Annotated in this window: 14 protein-coding genes; 7 read left to right on the top strand and 7 right to left on the bottom strand. The window is 68.6% G+C overall.

Annotated elements, in window-relative coordinates:
* Positions 1-125: 125 nt before the first annotated feature.
* Positions 126-4,040, top strand: coding sequence for a tetratricopeptide repeat protein (locus tag ACQEU1_RS43820; RefSeq protein ID WP_433216387.1), 3,915 nt, complete (start codon positions 126-128; stop codon positions 4,038-4,040).
* Positions 4,040-4,426, top strand: coding sequence for a hypothetical protein (locus ACQEU1_RS43815; protein ID WP_433216384.1), 387 nt, complete (start codon positions 4,040-4,042; stop codon positions 4,424-4,426). Before ACQEU1_RS43820 ends, ACQEU1_RS43815 begins: the two co-directional genes overlap by 1 nt.
* A gap of 9 nt (positions 4,427-4,435) precedes the next feature.
* On the opposite strand, the gene ACQEU1_RS43810 is transcribed toward ACQEU1_RS43815, so the two are convergent.
* Entirely contained in the window at positions 4,436-4,813 is a 378-nt protein-coding gene (locus ACQEU1_RS43810; RefSeq protein ID WP_433216381.1) for a winged helix-turn-helix transcriptional regulator, read from the bottom strand.
* 77 nt (positions 4,814-4,890) lie between these two features.
* Here ACQEU1_RS43810 and ACQEU1_RS43805 point away from each other — a divergent pair, with 77 nt between their 5' ends.
* The gene (locus tag ACQEU1_RS43805; RefSeq protein ID WP_433216378.1) at positions 4,891-5,280 is read left to right on the top strand and encodes a RidA family protein; all 390 of its coding nucleotides are present in this window, start codon (positions 4,891-4,893) and stop codon (positions 5,278-5,280) included.
* Position 5,281: 1 nt separating this feature from the next.
* On the opposite strand, the gene ACQEU1_RS43800 is transcribed toward ACQEU1_RS43805, so the two are convergent.
* The 3 genes from ACQEU1_RS43800 to ACQEU1_RS43790 form a co-directional block, all read right to left on the bottom strand.
* Positions 5,282-5,710: a hypothetical protein gene (locus ACQEU1_RS43800; protein ID WP_433216375.1), complete on the bottom strand. Its 429-nt coding sequence runs from the start codon at positions 5,708-5,710 to the stop codon at positions 5,282-5,284.
* Entirely contained in the window at positions 5,707-6,045 is a 339-nt protein-coding gene (locus ACQEU1_RS43795; protein ID WP_433216372.1) for an SPW repeat domain-containing protein, read from the bottom strand. Before ACQEU1_RS43795 ends, ACQEU1_RS43800 begins: the two co-directional genes overlap by 4 nt.
* An 84-nt stretch (positions 6,046-6,129) precedes the next feature.
* Positions 6,130-6,906, bottom strand: a complete 777-nt coding sequence (locus ACQEU1_RS43790; RefSeq protein WP_433216369.1) for a heparin lyase I family protein — start codon at positions 6,904-6,906, stop codon at positions 6,130-6,132.
* 166 nt (positions 6,907-7,072) lie between these two features.
* Between ACQEU1_RS43790 and ACQEU1_RS43785 the strand changes: the two genes are divergently transcribed.
* Entirely contained in the window at positions 7,073-8,104 is a 1,032-nt protein-coding gene (locus ACQEU1_RS43785) for an FAD-dependent oxidoreductase (RefSeq protein WP_433216366.1), read from the top strand.
* Here ACQEU1_RS43785 and ACQEU1_RS43780 read toward each other — a convergent pair.
* Complete coding sequence (locus ACQEU1_RS43780) at positions 8,097-9,866, bottom strand: bifunctional sugar phosphate isomerase/epimerase/4-hydroxyphenylpyruvate dioxygenase family protein (protein ID WP_433216363.1); 1,770 nt, start codon at positions 9,864-9,866, stop codon at positions 8,097-8,099. The genes ACQEU1_RS43785 and ACQEU1_RS43780 overlap by 8 nt on opposite strands.
* Positions 9,856-10,704: a shikimate dehydrogenase gene (locus tag ACQEU1_RS43775; RefSeq protein WP_433216360.1), complete on the bottom strand. Its 849-nt coding sequence runs from the start codon at positions 10,702-10,704 to the stop codon at positions 9,856-9,858. Before ACQEU1_RS43775 ends, ACQEU1_RS43780 begins: the two co-directional genes overlap by 11 nt.
* A gap of 111 nt (positions 10,705-10,815) precedes the next feature.
* On the opposite strand from ACQEU1_RS43775, the gene ACQEU1_RS43770 reads away from it, so the two are divergent.
* Positions 10,816-11,457, top strand: a complete 642-nt coding sequence (locus ACQEU1_RS43770) for a TetR/AcrR family transcriptional regulator (protein WP_433216357.1) — start codon at positions 10,816-10,818, stop codon at positions 11,455-11,457.
* A gap of 75 nt (positions 11,458-11,532) precedes the next feature.
* Positions 11,533-12,837: an MFS transporter gene (locus ACQEU1_RS43765; RefSeq protein ID WP_433216354.1), complete on the top strand. Its 1,305-nt coding sequence runs from the start codon at positions 11,533-11,535 to the stop codon at positions 12,835-12,837.
* 4 nt (positions 12,838-12,841) lie between these two features.
* Here the strand turns inward: ACQEU1_RS43765 and ACQEU1_RS43760 are convergent, their stop codons facing one another.
* Positions 12,842-13,654 (bottom strand): phosphate ABC transporter ATP-binding protein, encoded by an 813-nt coding sequence (locus ACQEU1_RS43760; RefSeq protein WP_433216351.1) that lies wholly within the window; start codon positions 13,652-13,654, stop codon positions 12,842-12,844.
* A 200-nt stretch (positions 13,655-13,854) separates the two neighbouring features.
* Between ACQEU1_RS43760 and ACQEU1_RS43755 the strand changes: the two genes are divergently transcribed.
* Positions 13,855-14,850, top strand: coding sequence for a hypothetical protein (locus ACQEU1_RS43755; protein WP_433216348.1), 996 nt, complete (start codon positions 13,855-13,857; stop codon positions 14,848-14,850).
* Positions 14,851-14,867: the final 17 nt, after the last annotated feature.

The following is a 14,867-nucleotide window of genomic DNA, read 5'->3' as shown; positions in this document are numbered from 1 at the left end:
AAGGGAACACGGCCGGTCGGTGTTCGACTACGCCGTTCAGGGGTAGTTGGATGCCTTGGCGCGATGTTCGGTAACCGATCGGGGCGGTCCGGCGAAGTTGGGGATGCTGCGTGAGGGAGGTGCGGGTGTTCGGACTTGTCGTGGACGATTCGGGGTTCGAGCTGGTCCTGGGCGACGAGCGAGTCGGTCCGCGGCGAGCGCTCGGAGAGGCGGACTTCGACTTCCTGAAGAGGATCGGTGACCGGTACGTGCGCGCCGGCTCCGCCGACGAGCTGGTGAAGATCGGCCGTGAGCTGTTCGCGTGGCTGGACGGCGAACAGGGCCAGCTCCGCGTCTGGTTGCAGCGTGCGGTTGCTCCGGTGGTGCTGGAGGTGCGGGGTCCGCAGTGGCCCTCCGGGTCCGTGTGGCAGTTGTTGCGGGCGCCGTTCGAATTGCTGGCGTGGCCGGACGGCGGTTTCCTGGCCGAGGACGGGATAACGCGGTTCGGCGTGGCCCGCAGGCTGGGAACAGCAGCGGCGTCGGCGGAGCTGGGCGGCTATCGACTCGGTGTCGCGTTCATGGCCTCTTCTCCGACCGGGCAGTACGAGTTGGATTTCGAGGCCGAGGAGATGGCGATCCTCGACGCGGTGGGTGATGCCCGCATCGATTTGCTGGTCGAGGACACCGGAGATCCGGAACAGCTCGGCGAACGGCTGTCGACCGCCAGGCTCCCGGTCGTGCACCTGTCCTGCCACGGCTCCAACAACTGGCCGGGCGAGGACGGCGGGCCGGGCAAGCCGGTGCTGCTGATGGAGGACGACACCGGCGGTGCCCGCCCGACGACGGCATCCGAACTGGTCGCCCTGCTCCCCCACGACACGACACGGCTGGTGTTCGTCTCGGCGTGCCTGACCGCGACCGGCGCCGACAGCGCGCCGCACCTGCCCTCGGGCGCCGGCCGGAAAGCAGGCCCAGGACCGGGCGGGGACAAGGAACTGCTGGCGCACTCGCTGTCGACCAGCCTGGTCGCCGCCGGCGTCCCGGCCGTGATCGGCTGGGACGGCTCGGTGCAGGACCAGGCGGCCACGTTGTTCGCCAGGCGCCTGTACCAGGAGCTCAACAGGCAGGTGGACGTGGCGGTGGCGGTAGGTGACGCCCGCCGGGCGTTGCTGGCGTCGGACGACCCGAGGGTGCGGGCGGACTGGCACCTGGCCAGGGTGTGGCTGGGCCCCACGGGCGGCGGACCGGTGGTCGCCGGCAGCCAGAAGCGGTCCCTGGTGTCGGCCGTGCACGGCACAAAACGCTTCCTGGACCACAAAGAGCAAGTGCCGGTGGCCAGAGCGCAGATGTTCGTGGGCCGCCGCAAGGAACTGCGCCGCGCACTGCGGGTGCTGCGCAACAGCGAGAAGATCGGCGTCCTGCTGCACGGCCTGGGCCGCCTGGGCAAGTCCAGCCTCGCGGCCAGAATCGCCGACCGCATAGCGGGCCAGTACGCGGTGGCCGTGGTGTTCCGCGACTACAGCGCCCTGGCCGTACTGGACGCCGTACGAGACGCCGCACGCACCAACCCGGCAGCCCGCGAACTGATCGACAGCCAACTCGCGCGAGTACGAGACAGACCAGAGGCGATCGGCGAGGTACTGGTCGACCTCCTGGCCGGCCCGTGCGCCCAAGCACGCGACGGCCGCAAACCGCTGCTGCTGATCATCGACGACCTGGAACGCATCCTGGTGTCCTCAGAGGACGGACCGCACCGAGTGGCCCCCGAGCACGCACCAGTGCTGTCCGCGGTGCTGCGCGCCTTCAACACCGACGAGACCGACAGCCGCCTACTGCTGACCAGCCGCTACACCTTCACGCTCAACGGCGCCGAAACCCGCCTGGACCCCATCCAACTGGGCGCACTCCCCACCGTGGGCCAACGCAAACTGCACCGCCGCCAACAGGCCCTGGCCACAGCCGAACACCGAGTCGAACGAGCCGACCTGGCCTCACGGGCAGTCGCGGTGAGCCGAGGCAACCCAGGCCTGCAAGACCTGATCTGCCTACGCCTGGTCTACAACGAGCACGTACCCCTACCCCGTGCGGAAGCGGCGGTGACGGGCATGGAGGAGTACCTGCGCCAGGGCAACCTGCCAGAAGACGGCGAAGTCCGAGACTTCCTGGAAAACCTCGCGCTGGACGCACTCCTGGAGGAGGCAGGCGCGGCGAGTGCCGCTCTGGTCCGGGCACTCACGCTGTTCGACCTGCCGATCCCGGAAACGGTGGTCGACCTCGTCGCCACCCACGTAGGTGGCTCACCAGCCCGACTCTCCGGCCTGGGACTGCTGGAGCCCCACAACGACCTCGCCGAGCCAGAACAAACCGCCGTTGCCGTGAGCCCTCTCGCCACTGGCCGCATTGCCCCGCTCACCCTTGTTGAGCAGGCCGCGCTCGCCCAGGCCACCGTCGAGGTCCTCTTGGCCGCGTGGACATCGCCACCCCGCCGCCGGACTCCAGAAGAGGATCTGCAGTTGACGCGGCTGGCGATGCTGGCGGACAACCCAGCCATCACCGCCCAGTGCGCCGTCGGCGCGATCGTGTACCTGCGCATAGGCCTCGCAGCCACCGCTGCCTCACTCGGAAGCGAGGTGATCGCGCTCCTGGATCGGCATCATCACCCGGTCTCTCTCGTCCTGTTGCGCGTGGTGGCGGATGCTGCCCTCACCAGCGGAGACGGAGCAACAGGCCAGACGCTGCTCGATCGAGCAGCGGACACGGACACTGACGAGGCCGACGATTCTCTCGAGCGTGCCCGGGTCATCGCTGACCAAGCCCAGCGTCTGATCATCACAGGCGACATGCGCAAAGCCGAAACCCTGTTGAACCAGGCACGTGAACTCTTCCTCACCGCAGGCTACGACCGCGAAGCCGCAATGGCATCCGGCCGTATCGCCGACATCCATTACCACCGTGGCGATTACGACGAAGCCCTGCGCATCCGACACGACGTCGAACTGCCAGCATTTGAGCGCCTGGGCGACACCCGATCCATCGCCGTCACATGGGGGCAGATTGCCGACATCTACTACCACCGCGGTGAGTACGACGAAGCCCTACGCATCCGACACGAGGTCGAGCTACCGGCCTACGAACGACTGGGCGACACCCGATCCATCGCCATCACCTGGGGCAAAATCGGCGACATCCACTACAGCCGCGGTGACTACGACCAAGCCCTACGCATCCGACACGAGGTCGAGCTACCGGCCTACGAACGACTGGGCGTCACCCGTGAGATCGCTGTCACCTGGAGCAAAATCGGCGACATCCACTACCACCGCGGCGACCACGACGAAGCCTTACGCATCCGCCGCGACGTCACCCTACCCGCCCTCGAACGACTGGGCGACACCAGCGCTATCGCTGTCACATGGGGCAAAATCGGCGACATCCACTACCGCCGCGGTGAGTACGACGAAGCCCTACGCATCCGCCGCGACGTCACCCTCCCGGTCTACGAACGACTGGGCGACACCCGATCCATCGCCATCACATGGAGCAAAATCGGCGACATCGCCGAAGTGCGTGGGGACCTCGACGAAGCCCTACGCATCCGACACGACGTCGAGCTGCCGGCATTTGAGCGCCTGGGCGACACCCGATCCATCGCCATCACATGGGGGCTGATCGCCAACATCCTCTTCCTGCATGGTGACCACGAGAAGGCAACATCTCTTCAACTCAAACGACTAGAGATGAATACCCGCCTAGGCGATCTCGACGGCATCGCCGCAGCGAACTGGGATCTGGCACAGATCCATCTAGATCAGAACGACTACGTGGCCGCCGCCACCAGGCTGATCGAGTCCTACTCGACCTTCCTCGACCTGCAACGCGCCGACGGTATTGCCATCGTCGGCCAGGCATGGGCCAGCCTGCTCGCAAGGGCCGGTCTAACCGATCAAGCCCAGCAGGTGGCCAGCGCGAGCCTTCAGGCCGCCACCAAGATCGGCGCGACCACGGTCGTCGAACACCTGACCGATCTGCTTGACCATCTCAGCCTGAAAGAAGAGGAATGATGATCATCCGTATCGAGAGTGCCACCGACGACGGCTTGGCATCCGCGAAGTCCAGCCTCGACAAGCTGGTCGGCGCTTGGGGGTACCAGACGCGCGAAACGCCGTTGAGCGCGGAGGGCTCGGCCCCCGAGGACAAGAAGGCCGTCGACCCCGTCGCGGTCGCGGCGTTGATCGTTTCCATCCCCTCGGCCGCCTTGGCCGTCACCGACCTGGCCGATCGGATCCTCAAGCGCCGGCGTGCTCAAGAGCTCATCGACGAGATCAAGCGAGAACTCGACGGGAAGACCACCCTGGAGCTGATCACCGACGACGGGCCGCGGGACATCACCGAGCTGAGCCCCGACCAGGTTCTCGACATCCCGAAGCCGGAAGACCCGCTCGCGTAGGGCCGCGGATCAGGCGTCGAAGCGGATGCGGGCCGACTCGATTTCGGTCAGGTAGCGGGACGTCCAGGCGCACATGGCGTCGACGGTGGCGCGGAGGGCTTGGCCCGGTTCGGTGAGGGTGTAGTCGACTCGGGGTGGGACGGTCGGGTGGACGTGGCGGGTGACGAGGCCGTTGCGTTCCAGCAGGCGGAGGTTCTGGGTCAGCATCTTGTGGCTGATGCCGTCCACCTCGGTCTTGAGTTCGGTGAAGCGTTTGGTGGTGTCGCCGATGGTCTCGACGATGAGCAGCGCCCACTTGTTGGCTATGTCGGAGAAGATCTCGCGGGCCAGCGAGTCGGCGCGGGCCAGGTCGCCGCTGAGCTGCTTGCTCACCTTGTGGTGCCTCACTCTCGAAATAGTGCGTTCTTCCAGGTCAGCGGTCACTCTCCTACGGTGAGCGAGTAACCGCAAGAGAGGGAAGAACCATGGCTGTCACGCTCATCAACCCCGAGGGGCTGCCGCAGGTCGACGTGTACCACCACGTCGCGGTGGCCAGCGGGAGCAGGACGATCTACCTGGCCGGGCAGGTGGCCTGGGACGCGGAGCTCGACCTCGCCACGCAGACCGAGCAGGCGTACGTGAACGTGCACACCGCGCTCAGGGCGGCGGGCGCCGGCTTCGCACACCTCGTCAGGGTTCGGGTTTACGTCGTGGACTGGGCGCCGGAGAAGATGCCGGAGCTCGTCAAGGGCATCGAGAACGCCATGGCACGCCTGGGAGAGCGGGCCACGCCGCCGGCCACGCTCATCGGGGTCGCGAGTCTCGACGTGCCGGAGCACCTGGTCGAGGTCGAGGCTGTCGCGGTGATCGACTGAGTCAGCGGAACTCCGCCAGGCCGTCCACCACCGCGACCGTGACGGTGGTGCGGCCTGCAGGGCTGTGGCGGTCGGGACCGTGTTCGGGCAGGCGGGTCTTGTTAGCGCTCACACTGGTGTCGTACAAGCGAGTGTGTTGTGGGCAGTCGCAGATGCCGGCCAGGGGCACGGTGCAGGTGAAGGCGGACCGGAGCAGGGAGACGTCGGCTGCGGACATCGCCGAGGACCAGACCATCACCTCGTCCTCCTCGCCGAAGACCACGAAGCCGTCGTAGCTGAAGGCGCGGAGTTCGCCGAGGTCGCAGGCACGGCAGAACAGGACTCGGGTGTAGTCGTGTGAGCGTTCGTACGGGCCTGCTTCATGGACGTTCACCACGAAGTCCTGCTGACCGTGGCAGATCAGGCAGAGGTCGGACCAGGTGCCTCTCATCGGCGGACGCGGACGCCGCGGAAGCTGATGAGCAGGGCGAGGCCTGCCGAGAGGGCGATGAGAGCGCCCACGACCAGCTGGTTGAGCCAGACGATGGCGGTGCCTCCGTCCGCGCGCAGCAACGCCACGACGATCAGCCACAGGGCTAGGGCGATCGTCAGGTGCCTGATGAACGGCACGTCCAGGGGTGCCATGGCGCGCACCATGCCCAGCAGCATGATCACCACGGCCAGGCCCATGGAGACCCAGTACGGGCGGAAGGCGTGTGTGGCCGCGCCGAAGTGCAGGACCGGTGGTGCGGCGATCAGCCACACGCCTGCCAGGAAGGCGGCCACGCCGGCCCTGCTCTCGACGGTTCGTCCGTGAAGATCCCCCACAAGAGTGATTCTGACTCGCAGAGGCCTCTGTGGGAACACCCTCTACTCGTTCCGGTACGCCCTCATGTTGCGCAGCAACAGGTAGGTGTCCTGCAGTTGCGCGGAGTCGCCGAGGCCTCGGTAGATGCCCCACTTCGGGTGCGCCTGGTCACCGCCCAGCCACGTGTCGAAGCCGGAGCGGGAGGCGTTGACCACCGTGGTTCCGCCGTCCTTCAACGAGAAGCGCAGGCTGCCGGAGTCGGCGACCTTGATCTCGATCTCGACGTCGATCCACCTGTTGCGCAACGGCGCGAGCGGCGTGCTGCCGAGTTTCGCCTGGCCCGCGCCGAACAGTCTCATCTCGACGGTCTCCGCGGAACCCGAGCGGAACAACGACATCGTGACCACCGGCGAGTCCACTCCGGTGTGCTTGACCTGGAAGATGTGCGTGAAGCTGGTGGTGCCCTTCAGGGTCGACGGCACGTACATCTGGTAGTTGTAGCGCCAGGTCTCGCCCTTCTTCATGTCGTGGCGGGTGCTGCCGGTCTGGATCGCGCGCACCTCGTTGCGCTGCCGGTCCGCACCGTCCCGATCGGACTTGTGCATCACGAACCGGTACTGGTCGCTCTCGGCGAAGATGTGCGTGGCCGACGGGTGCGAGTTCGAGCGGTCGTCCTCGACGCCCGCGAACGCCTTCAGCCCGACCGAGCCGGGGTTCGGCGCCCACTTCTGGACGAACGCCAGCGCCCCCACGTCTGCCGATGCCACACCCGCGGCCAGTGGCGTGGCCGCGACTGCGAGTGCGCCTCGCAGAGCGGTGCGGCGGTTGAACAACTCCATCGGTGTTCCTCCTCGAACCAACGATTCGAGGCAGCGGTGTGCACACCTTCCGCGACCCGGCTCCGGCATGTCAAGCGCTCACATTTGTGGAGAAACGGTGCAGATCCCGTGAAGGTGTCGCCGGGAAGGCGGAAACAGCCGGGTGACCGGATCTAGCGTCGGGCACATGGACACCGTGGACGTGCTCGTCGTCGGCGCCGGGCTGGCCGGGCTCACCACCGCGCGCCTGCTGGCCGAAGCAGGCCTCGACGTGGCCGTGTGTGAACGCCGGACAAGCCTGGAGACGGGCATCCGCACGACCGGGATCTTCGTCCGGCGCACGCTCGACGACTACGACCTGCCGCACCTCGGCCCGGCGGTCCGGCGCGTGCTGCTCTACCCGCCGTCGGGCGAAAATCCGGTGGAGTTGATCAGCGACCGCGACGAATTCCGCGTCGGTGACATGGAGAGCATCTACACCACCGCGGTCAGGGAAGCGGAACGCGCGGGCGCCCAGGTCACGCTGAACTCCAGCTATCCCGGGAAGTCCACGAAGGCGCGGTTCACGATCGGCGCGGACGGCGCCAGATCCACGGTCGCGAAGAACCTCGGCCTCGACGTCAACCGGCGCATGATCACCGGCATCGAGGAGGTCTACCCGGTGCGGACCGGCTCGACGCCGACGTTCCACTGCGTCGTCGACCCGCGTCTCGCGCCCGGCTACATCGCCTGGGTCATCGACGACGGCGAGCACGCTCACATCGGCCTGGCGGGCCGCGCCGACCGCTTCACCGCCCCTCTCCCCCAACTGCTGCAACGCTTCCGCGACAGCTTCCCCACGCCGGAACCGGCCGGACCGGTCAGGCGGAGGGGCGGGCCGATCCCGGTCGGCGGGCTGCTGCGCCGAATCGTGTCCCCGCAAGGCCTGCTGGTCGGCGACGCGGCGGGTGCGGTCTCCCCGCTCACGGCGGGCGGGCTCGACCCGTGCATGCGGATGTCCGAGCTCGCCGCCGAGGTCACGTCCGACTACCTGCGCAGCGGCAACAGGTACGTGCTGAAGCACTACGACGGCGCGGCGATGCGCCGCCGCTACCTGCTGCGCTCCCAACTCCGGCGCGGCCTCTCCCTCGTCAGGAGTCCGAACGTCGCGGAGTTGGCGTTCACATTGCTGCGCACCGCACCGGGCAAGGCCGCCGCCAGGAAGATCCTCTTCACCTAGCGGCCTGCCGGGCTTCGTGGTGGGCCGCCATGCGAATGGGAGCGTTCACCACGCCGAACCCCCGGTAGTCACCGATGCGCTCGACCACCTCGAAGAACACCCTGGCGCCGGCCAGCTCGGTGTAGAAGTGCAGGTACTCGCCGCGGTCGTCGCGGTCGTAGAGGACGGACTGCTCGCGCAGCGCGCTGATGCGCTCGGGCGGCAAGGCCGTGCGGGCCGCCAGGTCGTCGTAGTAGTTGCCAGGGATGTCCAGCAGTCGCGCACCCAGCTGCCGCAACGCGCGAGCACACTCCACGACATCGGCGCACGTGAACGCGATGTGCTGAGGCTCCCGCACCGCCGGGGCCCAACCGCCTCGGCGCACCAGTGCAGCATCCAACGTCAACCGCACTCCGCCCGCGCTCACGCCACGGCCGCGCACCAGCCCGAACGGCGCCGCGAACTCCGCGATGGCACCCGGCTCCAGCCCCAGCACCGAACGGTAGAAGAGCGTGGCCTCGTCGAAGTTGTCGAACGGCTGGGTCAGCGCGACGTGGTCGATGCCGGTGATCCCGACCCCGGCGACGGACTCCCCGGTGGGCACGAAGTCGGTGAGCCACTCCTCGTCGGCGCACAGGAAGATCTGCGTTCCGTCCGGGGCCGTGATGGCCGTCAGCGCGGCCTCGCCCGGCCCGGACGCCCGCGAGAGCGGTGGTGCGAGCATCACCTTCGCGCGGTGCTCCGCCGCCGCGGGGTCGCGCACGGAAAGGCCGAGCGCCCCGACCGCACCTGCTTCGCCGTCGGCGTTGACCAGCACGCGCGCCTCGCCCTGCGTCCACAGCTCGACGGGCTTCGACCGGTGCACGCCCGCTCGCGCGAACCCCAGCGCGGCCAGGTTCGCCTCGCCCACGACCTCGGCGAACGCGTAGCCGTCCGGTACGGGCGCGGCGGGAACGTCCAGCAGCCCCAACGAGTCCCGCAGGCCGACGAGCGACCGCATGGCGTCGATCGCGGCACGGCGCGGGTCGGACTGGCGGAACACGTCGTTGAACACCTCCAGCGAGAGCGGGCCCCGGTAGCCGGCGTCGAGCACGTGGCGGGTGAACGTGGTCAGGTCGAAGTCGCCCTGCCCCGGGAAGAGGCGGTGGTGGCGGCTCCACTGGAGGACGTCCATCGGCAACGCCGGCGCGTCGGCGAGCTGGAGGAAGAAGATCTTGTCGCCGGGGATGGCGCGAATCACCCGCGGATCGTCCTCTTTGGACAGGATGTGGAAGCTGTCCAGGCAGACTCCCAGCGCCGGGTGGGCGGCGCGGCGCACGATCCGCCACGCGTGCTCGTAGCCGTTGACGTACCGGCCCCAGGCAAGGGCCTCGTAGGCGATGCGCAGGCCGTGCTCACCCGCGCGCGTCGCCAGCAGGTGCAGCTGTTCGGCGGCGAGATCGTCGTCGTCGATCGCGTCCGGCGACACCGACGAGCACACGAGAACCGTGTCCACGCCCAGTTCCGCCATGACACCGAACTTCTGCTCGGCACGGCGCAGGTTGGCGGCGAGCACGTCCGGCGGCACGGCCTCGAAGTCGCGGAACGGCTGGTAAAGATCGATGCCCAGCCCGAGATCGGCACAGCGCCCCCGGATCTCGGCGGGTCCGCGACGAGAGGCGAGCAGGTCGTTCTCGAACAGCTCGACGCCGTCGAAGCCCGCCTCGGCGGCCGCGACGAGCTTGTCGTCCAAAGTGCCGGACAGGCACACGGTGGCGATCGAGGTGCGCGGATCAGGACGCATGGGCGGGTTCCCCTTCCAGTTCCTCGAAGTGCGCGAGCATCCGGCCCGCGTCCGGATCGAAGCCGGTGAACAGCCGCAACGACTCCGCGGCCTGGAGCACGACCATCCCGCCGCCGTGCAGAACCCGGCAGCCGCGTGCCCGAGCGGCGGCCAGCAGCGCCGTCTCCAGGGGCCGGTAGACGATGTCGGCGACCCAAAGTCCTTCGCGCAGCAGCGATTCGTCGATCGGCAGCCCGGGATGGGCCGCCATGCCGGTGGGCGTCGCGTGCACCAGCCCGTCTGCGTTCTGGACCGCGTCAGCACCGCACACGACGGCCCGGTCGTCGCCGAACCTGCTCCGCAACGCCGTCACCAGCGACGCGGCGCGGACTGGGTCGACGTCGTGGACGCCCAGGCGACCGGTGCCGAGCGACAGCAGCGCGTGCCCGACGGCAGCGCCCGCTCCCCCGGCTCCGAGCAGAACGACGTTCGCCATCGGCACGTCCGGCAGGCCACGGCGAAGACTGCGGGCGAAGCCCGTGGCATCGGTGTTGTGGCCGATCGCCGCGCCGTTCTCGAAGACCACGGTGTTGACGGCACCCAGCGCGGCGGCCTCCCCGGCGACGTCGTCCAGGTGCGGCAGGATCGCCTGCTTCGCGGGGTGCGTGACGTTGAGGCCGGTGAACCCCTCCGCCCGAGCCCGAGCCAGCACGTCGCCGACCGGCCGCCCGATGACGTCCAGGTCGAGCAGCCGGTAGGTGTAGCTCAGCCCGAGCTCGCGCGCCTCGCGCTCGTGCAGCGCCGGGCTCAGCGACGGGCCGATGCCGGTGCCGACGAGCCCGATCTGGTAGCTGGTCACCGGACCTCCCGCTTAATGTACGAACTAGTGAGTTCACTGTAGCGCTCCGAGTCGCCGCCAGGAAGTGCTGGACTAGAGTTGGCTGGTCATCCGCCGATCGAAGGGGGCAAGGTGGCCGCACCATCACCCGATGCCGAGCGCCAGCGGGACAAGGACCGCACCCGCGCCGACATCCTGGAGGTGGCCACCCGGGAGTTCGCCGACAAGGGCTACACGGGCGCGCGCGTCGACGAGATCGCCGAACGCACCAGCACGACCAAGCGGATGATCTACTACTACTTCGGCGGCAAGGAACAGCTCTACATCGCCGTGCTGGAACGCGCCTACCAGGAGATCCGGGCGCTCGAGGCCGAACTCGACGTCGAGCACCTCTCGCCAGAGGACGGCATCCGCCGGCTCGCGGAGCTGACCTTCGACCACCACGAGGCGCACCCGGACTTCATCCGGCTCGTCAGCATCGAGAACATCCACCGCGCCGAGCACATCGCCCGCTCGGAAGTCCTGGCGGGACTGGCGAACCCGGCGCTCGACGGCCTGACGCAGCTCCTCGAACGGGGCCGCGCGGCCGGCCGGTTCCGCGCCGACGTCGACCCCCTCGACGTGCACATGGTGATCAGCTCGTTCTGCGTCTTCCGGCTCGCGAACAGGCACACGTTCGCCGCGATCTTCGGCCGCGACATGCTCGACCCCGAGCGCCGCGACCACCACCGGCGCATGCTCGGTGACATGCTGATCGACTACTTGACCAGCTGAAATCTGACCCTTGACACGCGGGGGTGCCATGTCCGAACTTGTATTAACTAACTAGGCCGTACATAGGAGTACGCCGTGACCACATCGATGGCCCGCAAGACTGCGCTGGCAGCCTGGATCGGCAGCGCCCTCGAGTACTACGACTTCTTCATCTACGGCACCGCCGCGGCACTGGTCTTCAACAAGGTCTTCTTCCCCGCCGCCGATCCGGCGACGGGAACGTTGCTCGCCCTCGGCACGTTCGGCGTCGGCTACCTCGCGAGGCCGCTCGGCGCGTTCGTCCTCGGCCACGTCGGCGATCGCTTCGGCCGCAAGAAGGTCCTCATCTTCACGCTGCTGCTGATGGGCGTCGCGACCTTCGCCGTCGGCTGCCTGCCGACCTACGACACCGCGGGCGTGCTGGCACCGATCTTGCTCGTCTTCCTCCGCCTGCTGCAGGGACTTTCCGCCTCGGGTGAGCAGGCGGGCGCCAACTCGATGTCGCTGGAACACGCGCCGGAACACCGCCGGGCGTACTTCACCAGCTTCACCCTCAGCGGCACGCAGGCGGGCCAGATCCTCGCCACCGCGATCTTCCTGCCGGTGGCGGCACTCCCCCAGGAAGACCTGCTCACGTGGGGATGGCGCGTTCCGTTCTGGTGCAGCGCACTCGTCGTGGTCGCCGGCCTCGTCATCCGCCGCAAGATCGACGAGACCGCCGCGTTCGAACGCACCAAGAAGGCCAAACTCCCCGCGGCGACGCTGTTCCGCACGCACTGGATCGACGTCCTGCGCGTCGTGCTCGCCGCGACCATCGCCTCGGTCAGCACGATCTTCACCGTCTACGCCCTGAGCTACGCGGTGAACACGATCGGCCTCGCCCGCACCCCGATGCTGTGGGTGGGCGTGCTCGCCAACGTCGTCGCGCTGGCCGCGATCCCGTTGCTGGCAGGGCTTTCCGACCGGATCGGCCGCAAGCCCGTCTTCCTCGCCGGCTGCGGCGCGTGCGCGATCCTGATCTTCCCGTACCTGTGGTCGATCTCGATCGGTGCGTACGGCCTCGTGTTCGCGCTCGGCATCCTGCTGTTCGGCGTGGCCTACTCCGCGATCAACGGCATCTGGCCCTCGCTGTACGGCGAGATGTTCAGCACCGAGGTCAGGCTGTCCGGCATGGCGATCGGCACCCAGATCGGGTTCGCCATCGCGGGTTTCGCGCCCAGTGTCGTGGCGGCCATCGGTTCGGGGCGTGAGGACTGGATCGGGGTCGCGATCTTCACGGCCGCGGTGTGCGCGCTGAGTGCAGCGGCGATCGCCACGGGACGGGAGACGTTCCGGCGCCCGACCGCGGAACTCGGGCGCACCGCACCGCAGCCGGCCGAGGTGGTGGGCAGCCGGGCCTGAGCGGTCAGCCGAACCTGCCGTTCACGTAGTCGGCGGTGCGCGGGTCGACCGGGCTGCCGAAGATGTCCTCGGTGGGGCCCTGCTCCACCACGTGCCCAGGAGCGCCGTCCTCGGCCAGGAAGAACGCGCACCGCTGCGACACGCGGGCAGCCTGCTGCATGTTGTGCGTGACGATCACGATCGTGACCTGGGTGCGCAGTTCGGCGATGGTCTCCTCGATCCGCCGGGTCGAGGTGGGGTCGAGGGCGGAGCAGGGTTCGTCCATCAGCAGCACGTCCGGGCGGACGGCCAGCGAACGCGCGATGCACAGGCGCTGCTGCTGGCCGCCCGACAGCGCGCCGCCCGGCTGACGCAACCGGTCGCGGACCTCCTTCCACAGACCGGCGCGCGTCAGGCACGACTCGACCAGCGCCTCTCGTTCCGCGCGCGACGCCGACAGGCCGGTCAGCTTCAGGCCGGCCGTCACGTTGTCCGAAATGGACATCGCGGGGAACGGGTTGGGCTTCTGGAACACCATGCCGATGCGGCGGCGGGTCTCGGTGATCGGACGGCCCTGCTCGTAGATGTCCGAGCCGTCGAGGCGGACCTCCCCGGCGAGCGCGGCGGACGGCACGAGCTCGTGCATCCGGTTGAGAATGCGCAGGAACGTCGACTTGCCGCAGCCGGACGGGCCGATCAGCGCCGTCACGGTGCCCGCCGACATGGTGAGGGACACGCGGTCCAGCACCTTGCGCTTGCCGAACCACGCGGACACGTCGACGGCTTCCAGCGTCGCGCCCGTGATCAGCGATTCCAGGTCCACCTGTGTCTGCGTCACGCGCGGAGGGTAGAGGCCTGGGCGCACCAACCGGTGAACAAGCGGTTCACCTGGCATGGCCGACGGCGCGGTTGGGTGCGCGTTCACCGCGGCGGGATGGCGCGAGAGCACAAGGTTTCCCACCTCGTGGTGGTTGCGGGTGCACCCATCGGGCAACGTTCACGTCGCCAGGAAACCGTTGAGCCACAGGGAGAAACCCAATGCGCTCCACCCTGATCAAGGCGGCCGTGGTCGTCACGACCATCGGTGCCTTCGCGGGCACCGCCCAGGCCGACCCGGCCGCCGGTGTGGTCCCCGCCGCCACCGACGTCGTCGGCGTCGGTTCGGACACCACCCAGGGCGTGCTGAACACCCTCACCGCGCACTACAACGCGAAGTCCCCGGCTCCGGCCAACCGCGCCTACTCCTGGGACGCCATCGTCCCGGGCAGCACGACGATCACCCCGAAGGCGGGCGCGCCGACGATCACCCGCCCGAACGGCTCGTCCGCGGGCATCAGCGCGCTGATCGCCGACGGCAGCACGCACAACCTCGACTACGCGCGTTCCTCGCGCAAGGCGAAGTCGGACGGCACCGAGGCCAACTACGGCTTCATCGAGTTCGCCCGCGACACCGTCACCTACGCCACGGCGAGCACGTCCAACGTGCCCACCACGCTGACCACGCTGGACCTGAACAAGCTGTACGCGTCGGCCGCCGGCAGCGCGGACTGCAACCGCACCGCCTACCTGCCGCAGTCGGGTTCCGGCACGCGCGCGTTCTTCCTGGAGAGCATCGGCCTGACCGCGCCCGGCACCTGTGCCAAGGACACGTTCGGCGGCCAGCCCGTGCAGGAGCACAACGCGGCACCGCTCGTCGGTGACGCCAACGCCATCGCGCCGTTCTCCGTCGGCCGCGCGGTCGGCATCTCGACGATCAAGGTCAACACGGTGGACGACTCGGTCCGCCCGGCCGGCAAGGCCGCCGCGGAGACCGCTCGCGTGAACCCGGCCGACGGCCAGGCCGTCACCACCGGTGGCGTGGTCGCGTACGACCGCGCGCTGTTCAACGTGATCCGCAAGGCCGACAAGACGGTCGCGAAGTTCTCGGGCCTCTTCGGCACCCTCGGCTACATCTGCACCAACACGACGGCGCGCGCGGACATCATCGCCGCCGGCTTCCGCCGTTCCTCCAACTGCGGTGTCGACCGCAACTGACGCACCACCACGAAGGG

This window comes from Lentzea sp. CA-135723, assembly GCF_050936595.1.
Taxonomy (GTDB): domain Bacteria; phylum Actinomycetota; class Actinomycetes; order Mycobacteriales; family Pseudonocardiaceae; genus Lentzea.
The sequence above is the reverse complement of the archived record's forward strand: the minus strand, read 5'-3'. Positions and strand labels throughout refer to the sequence as shown.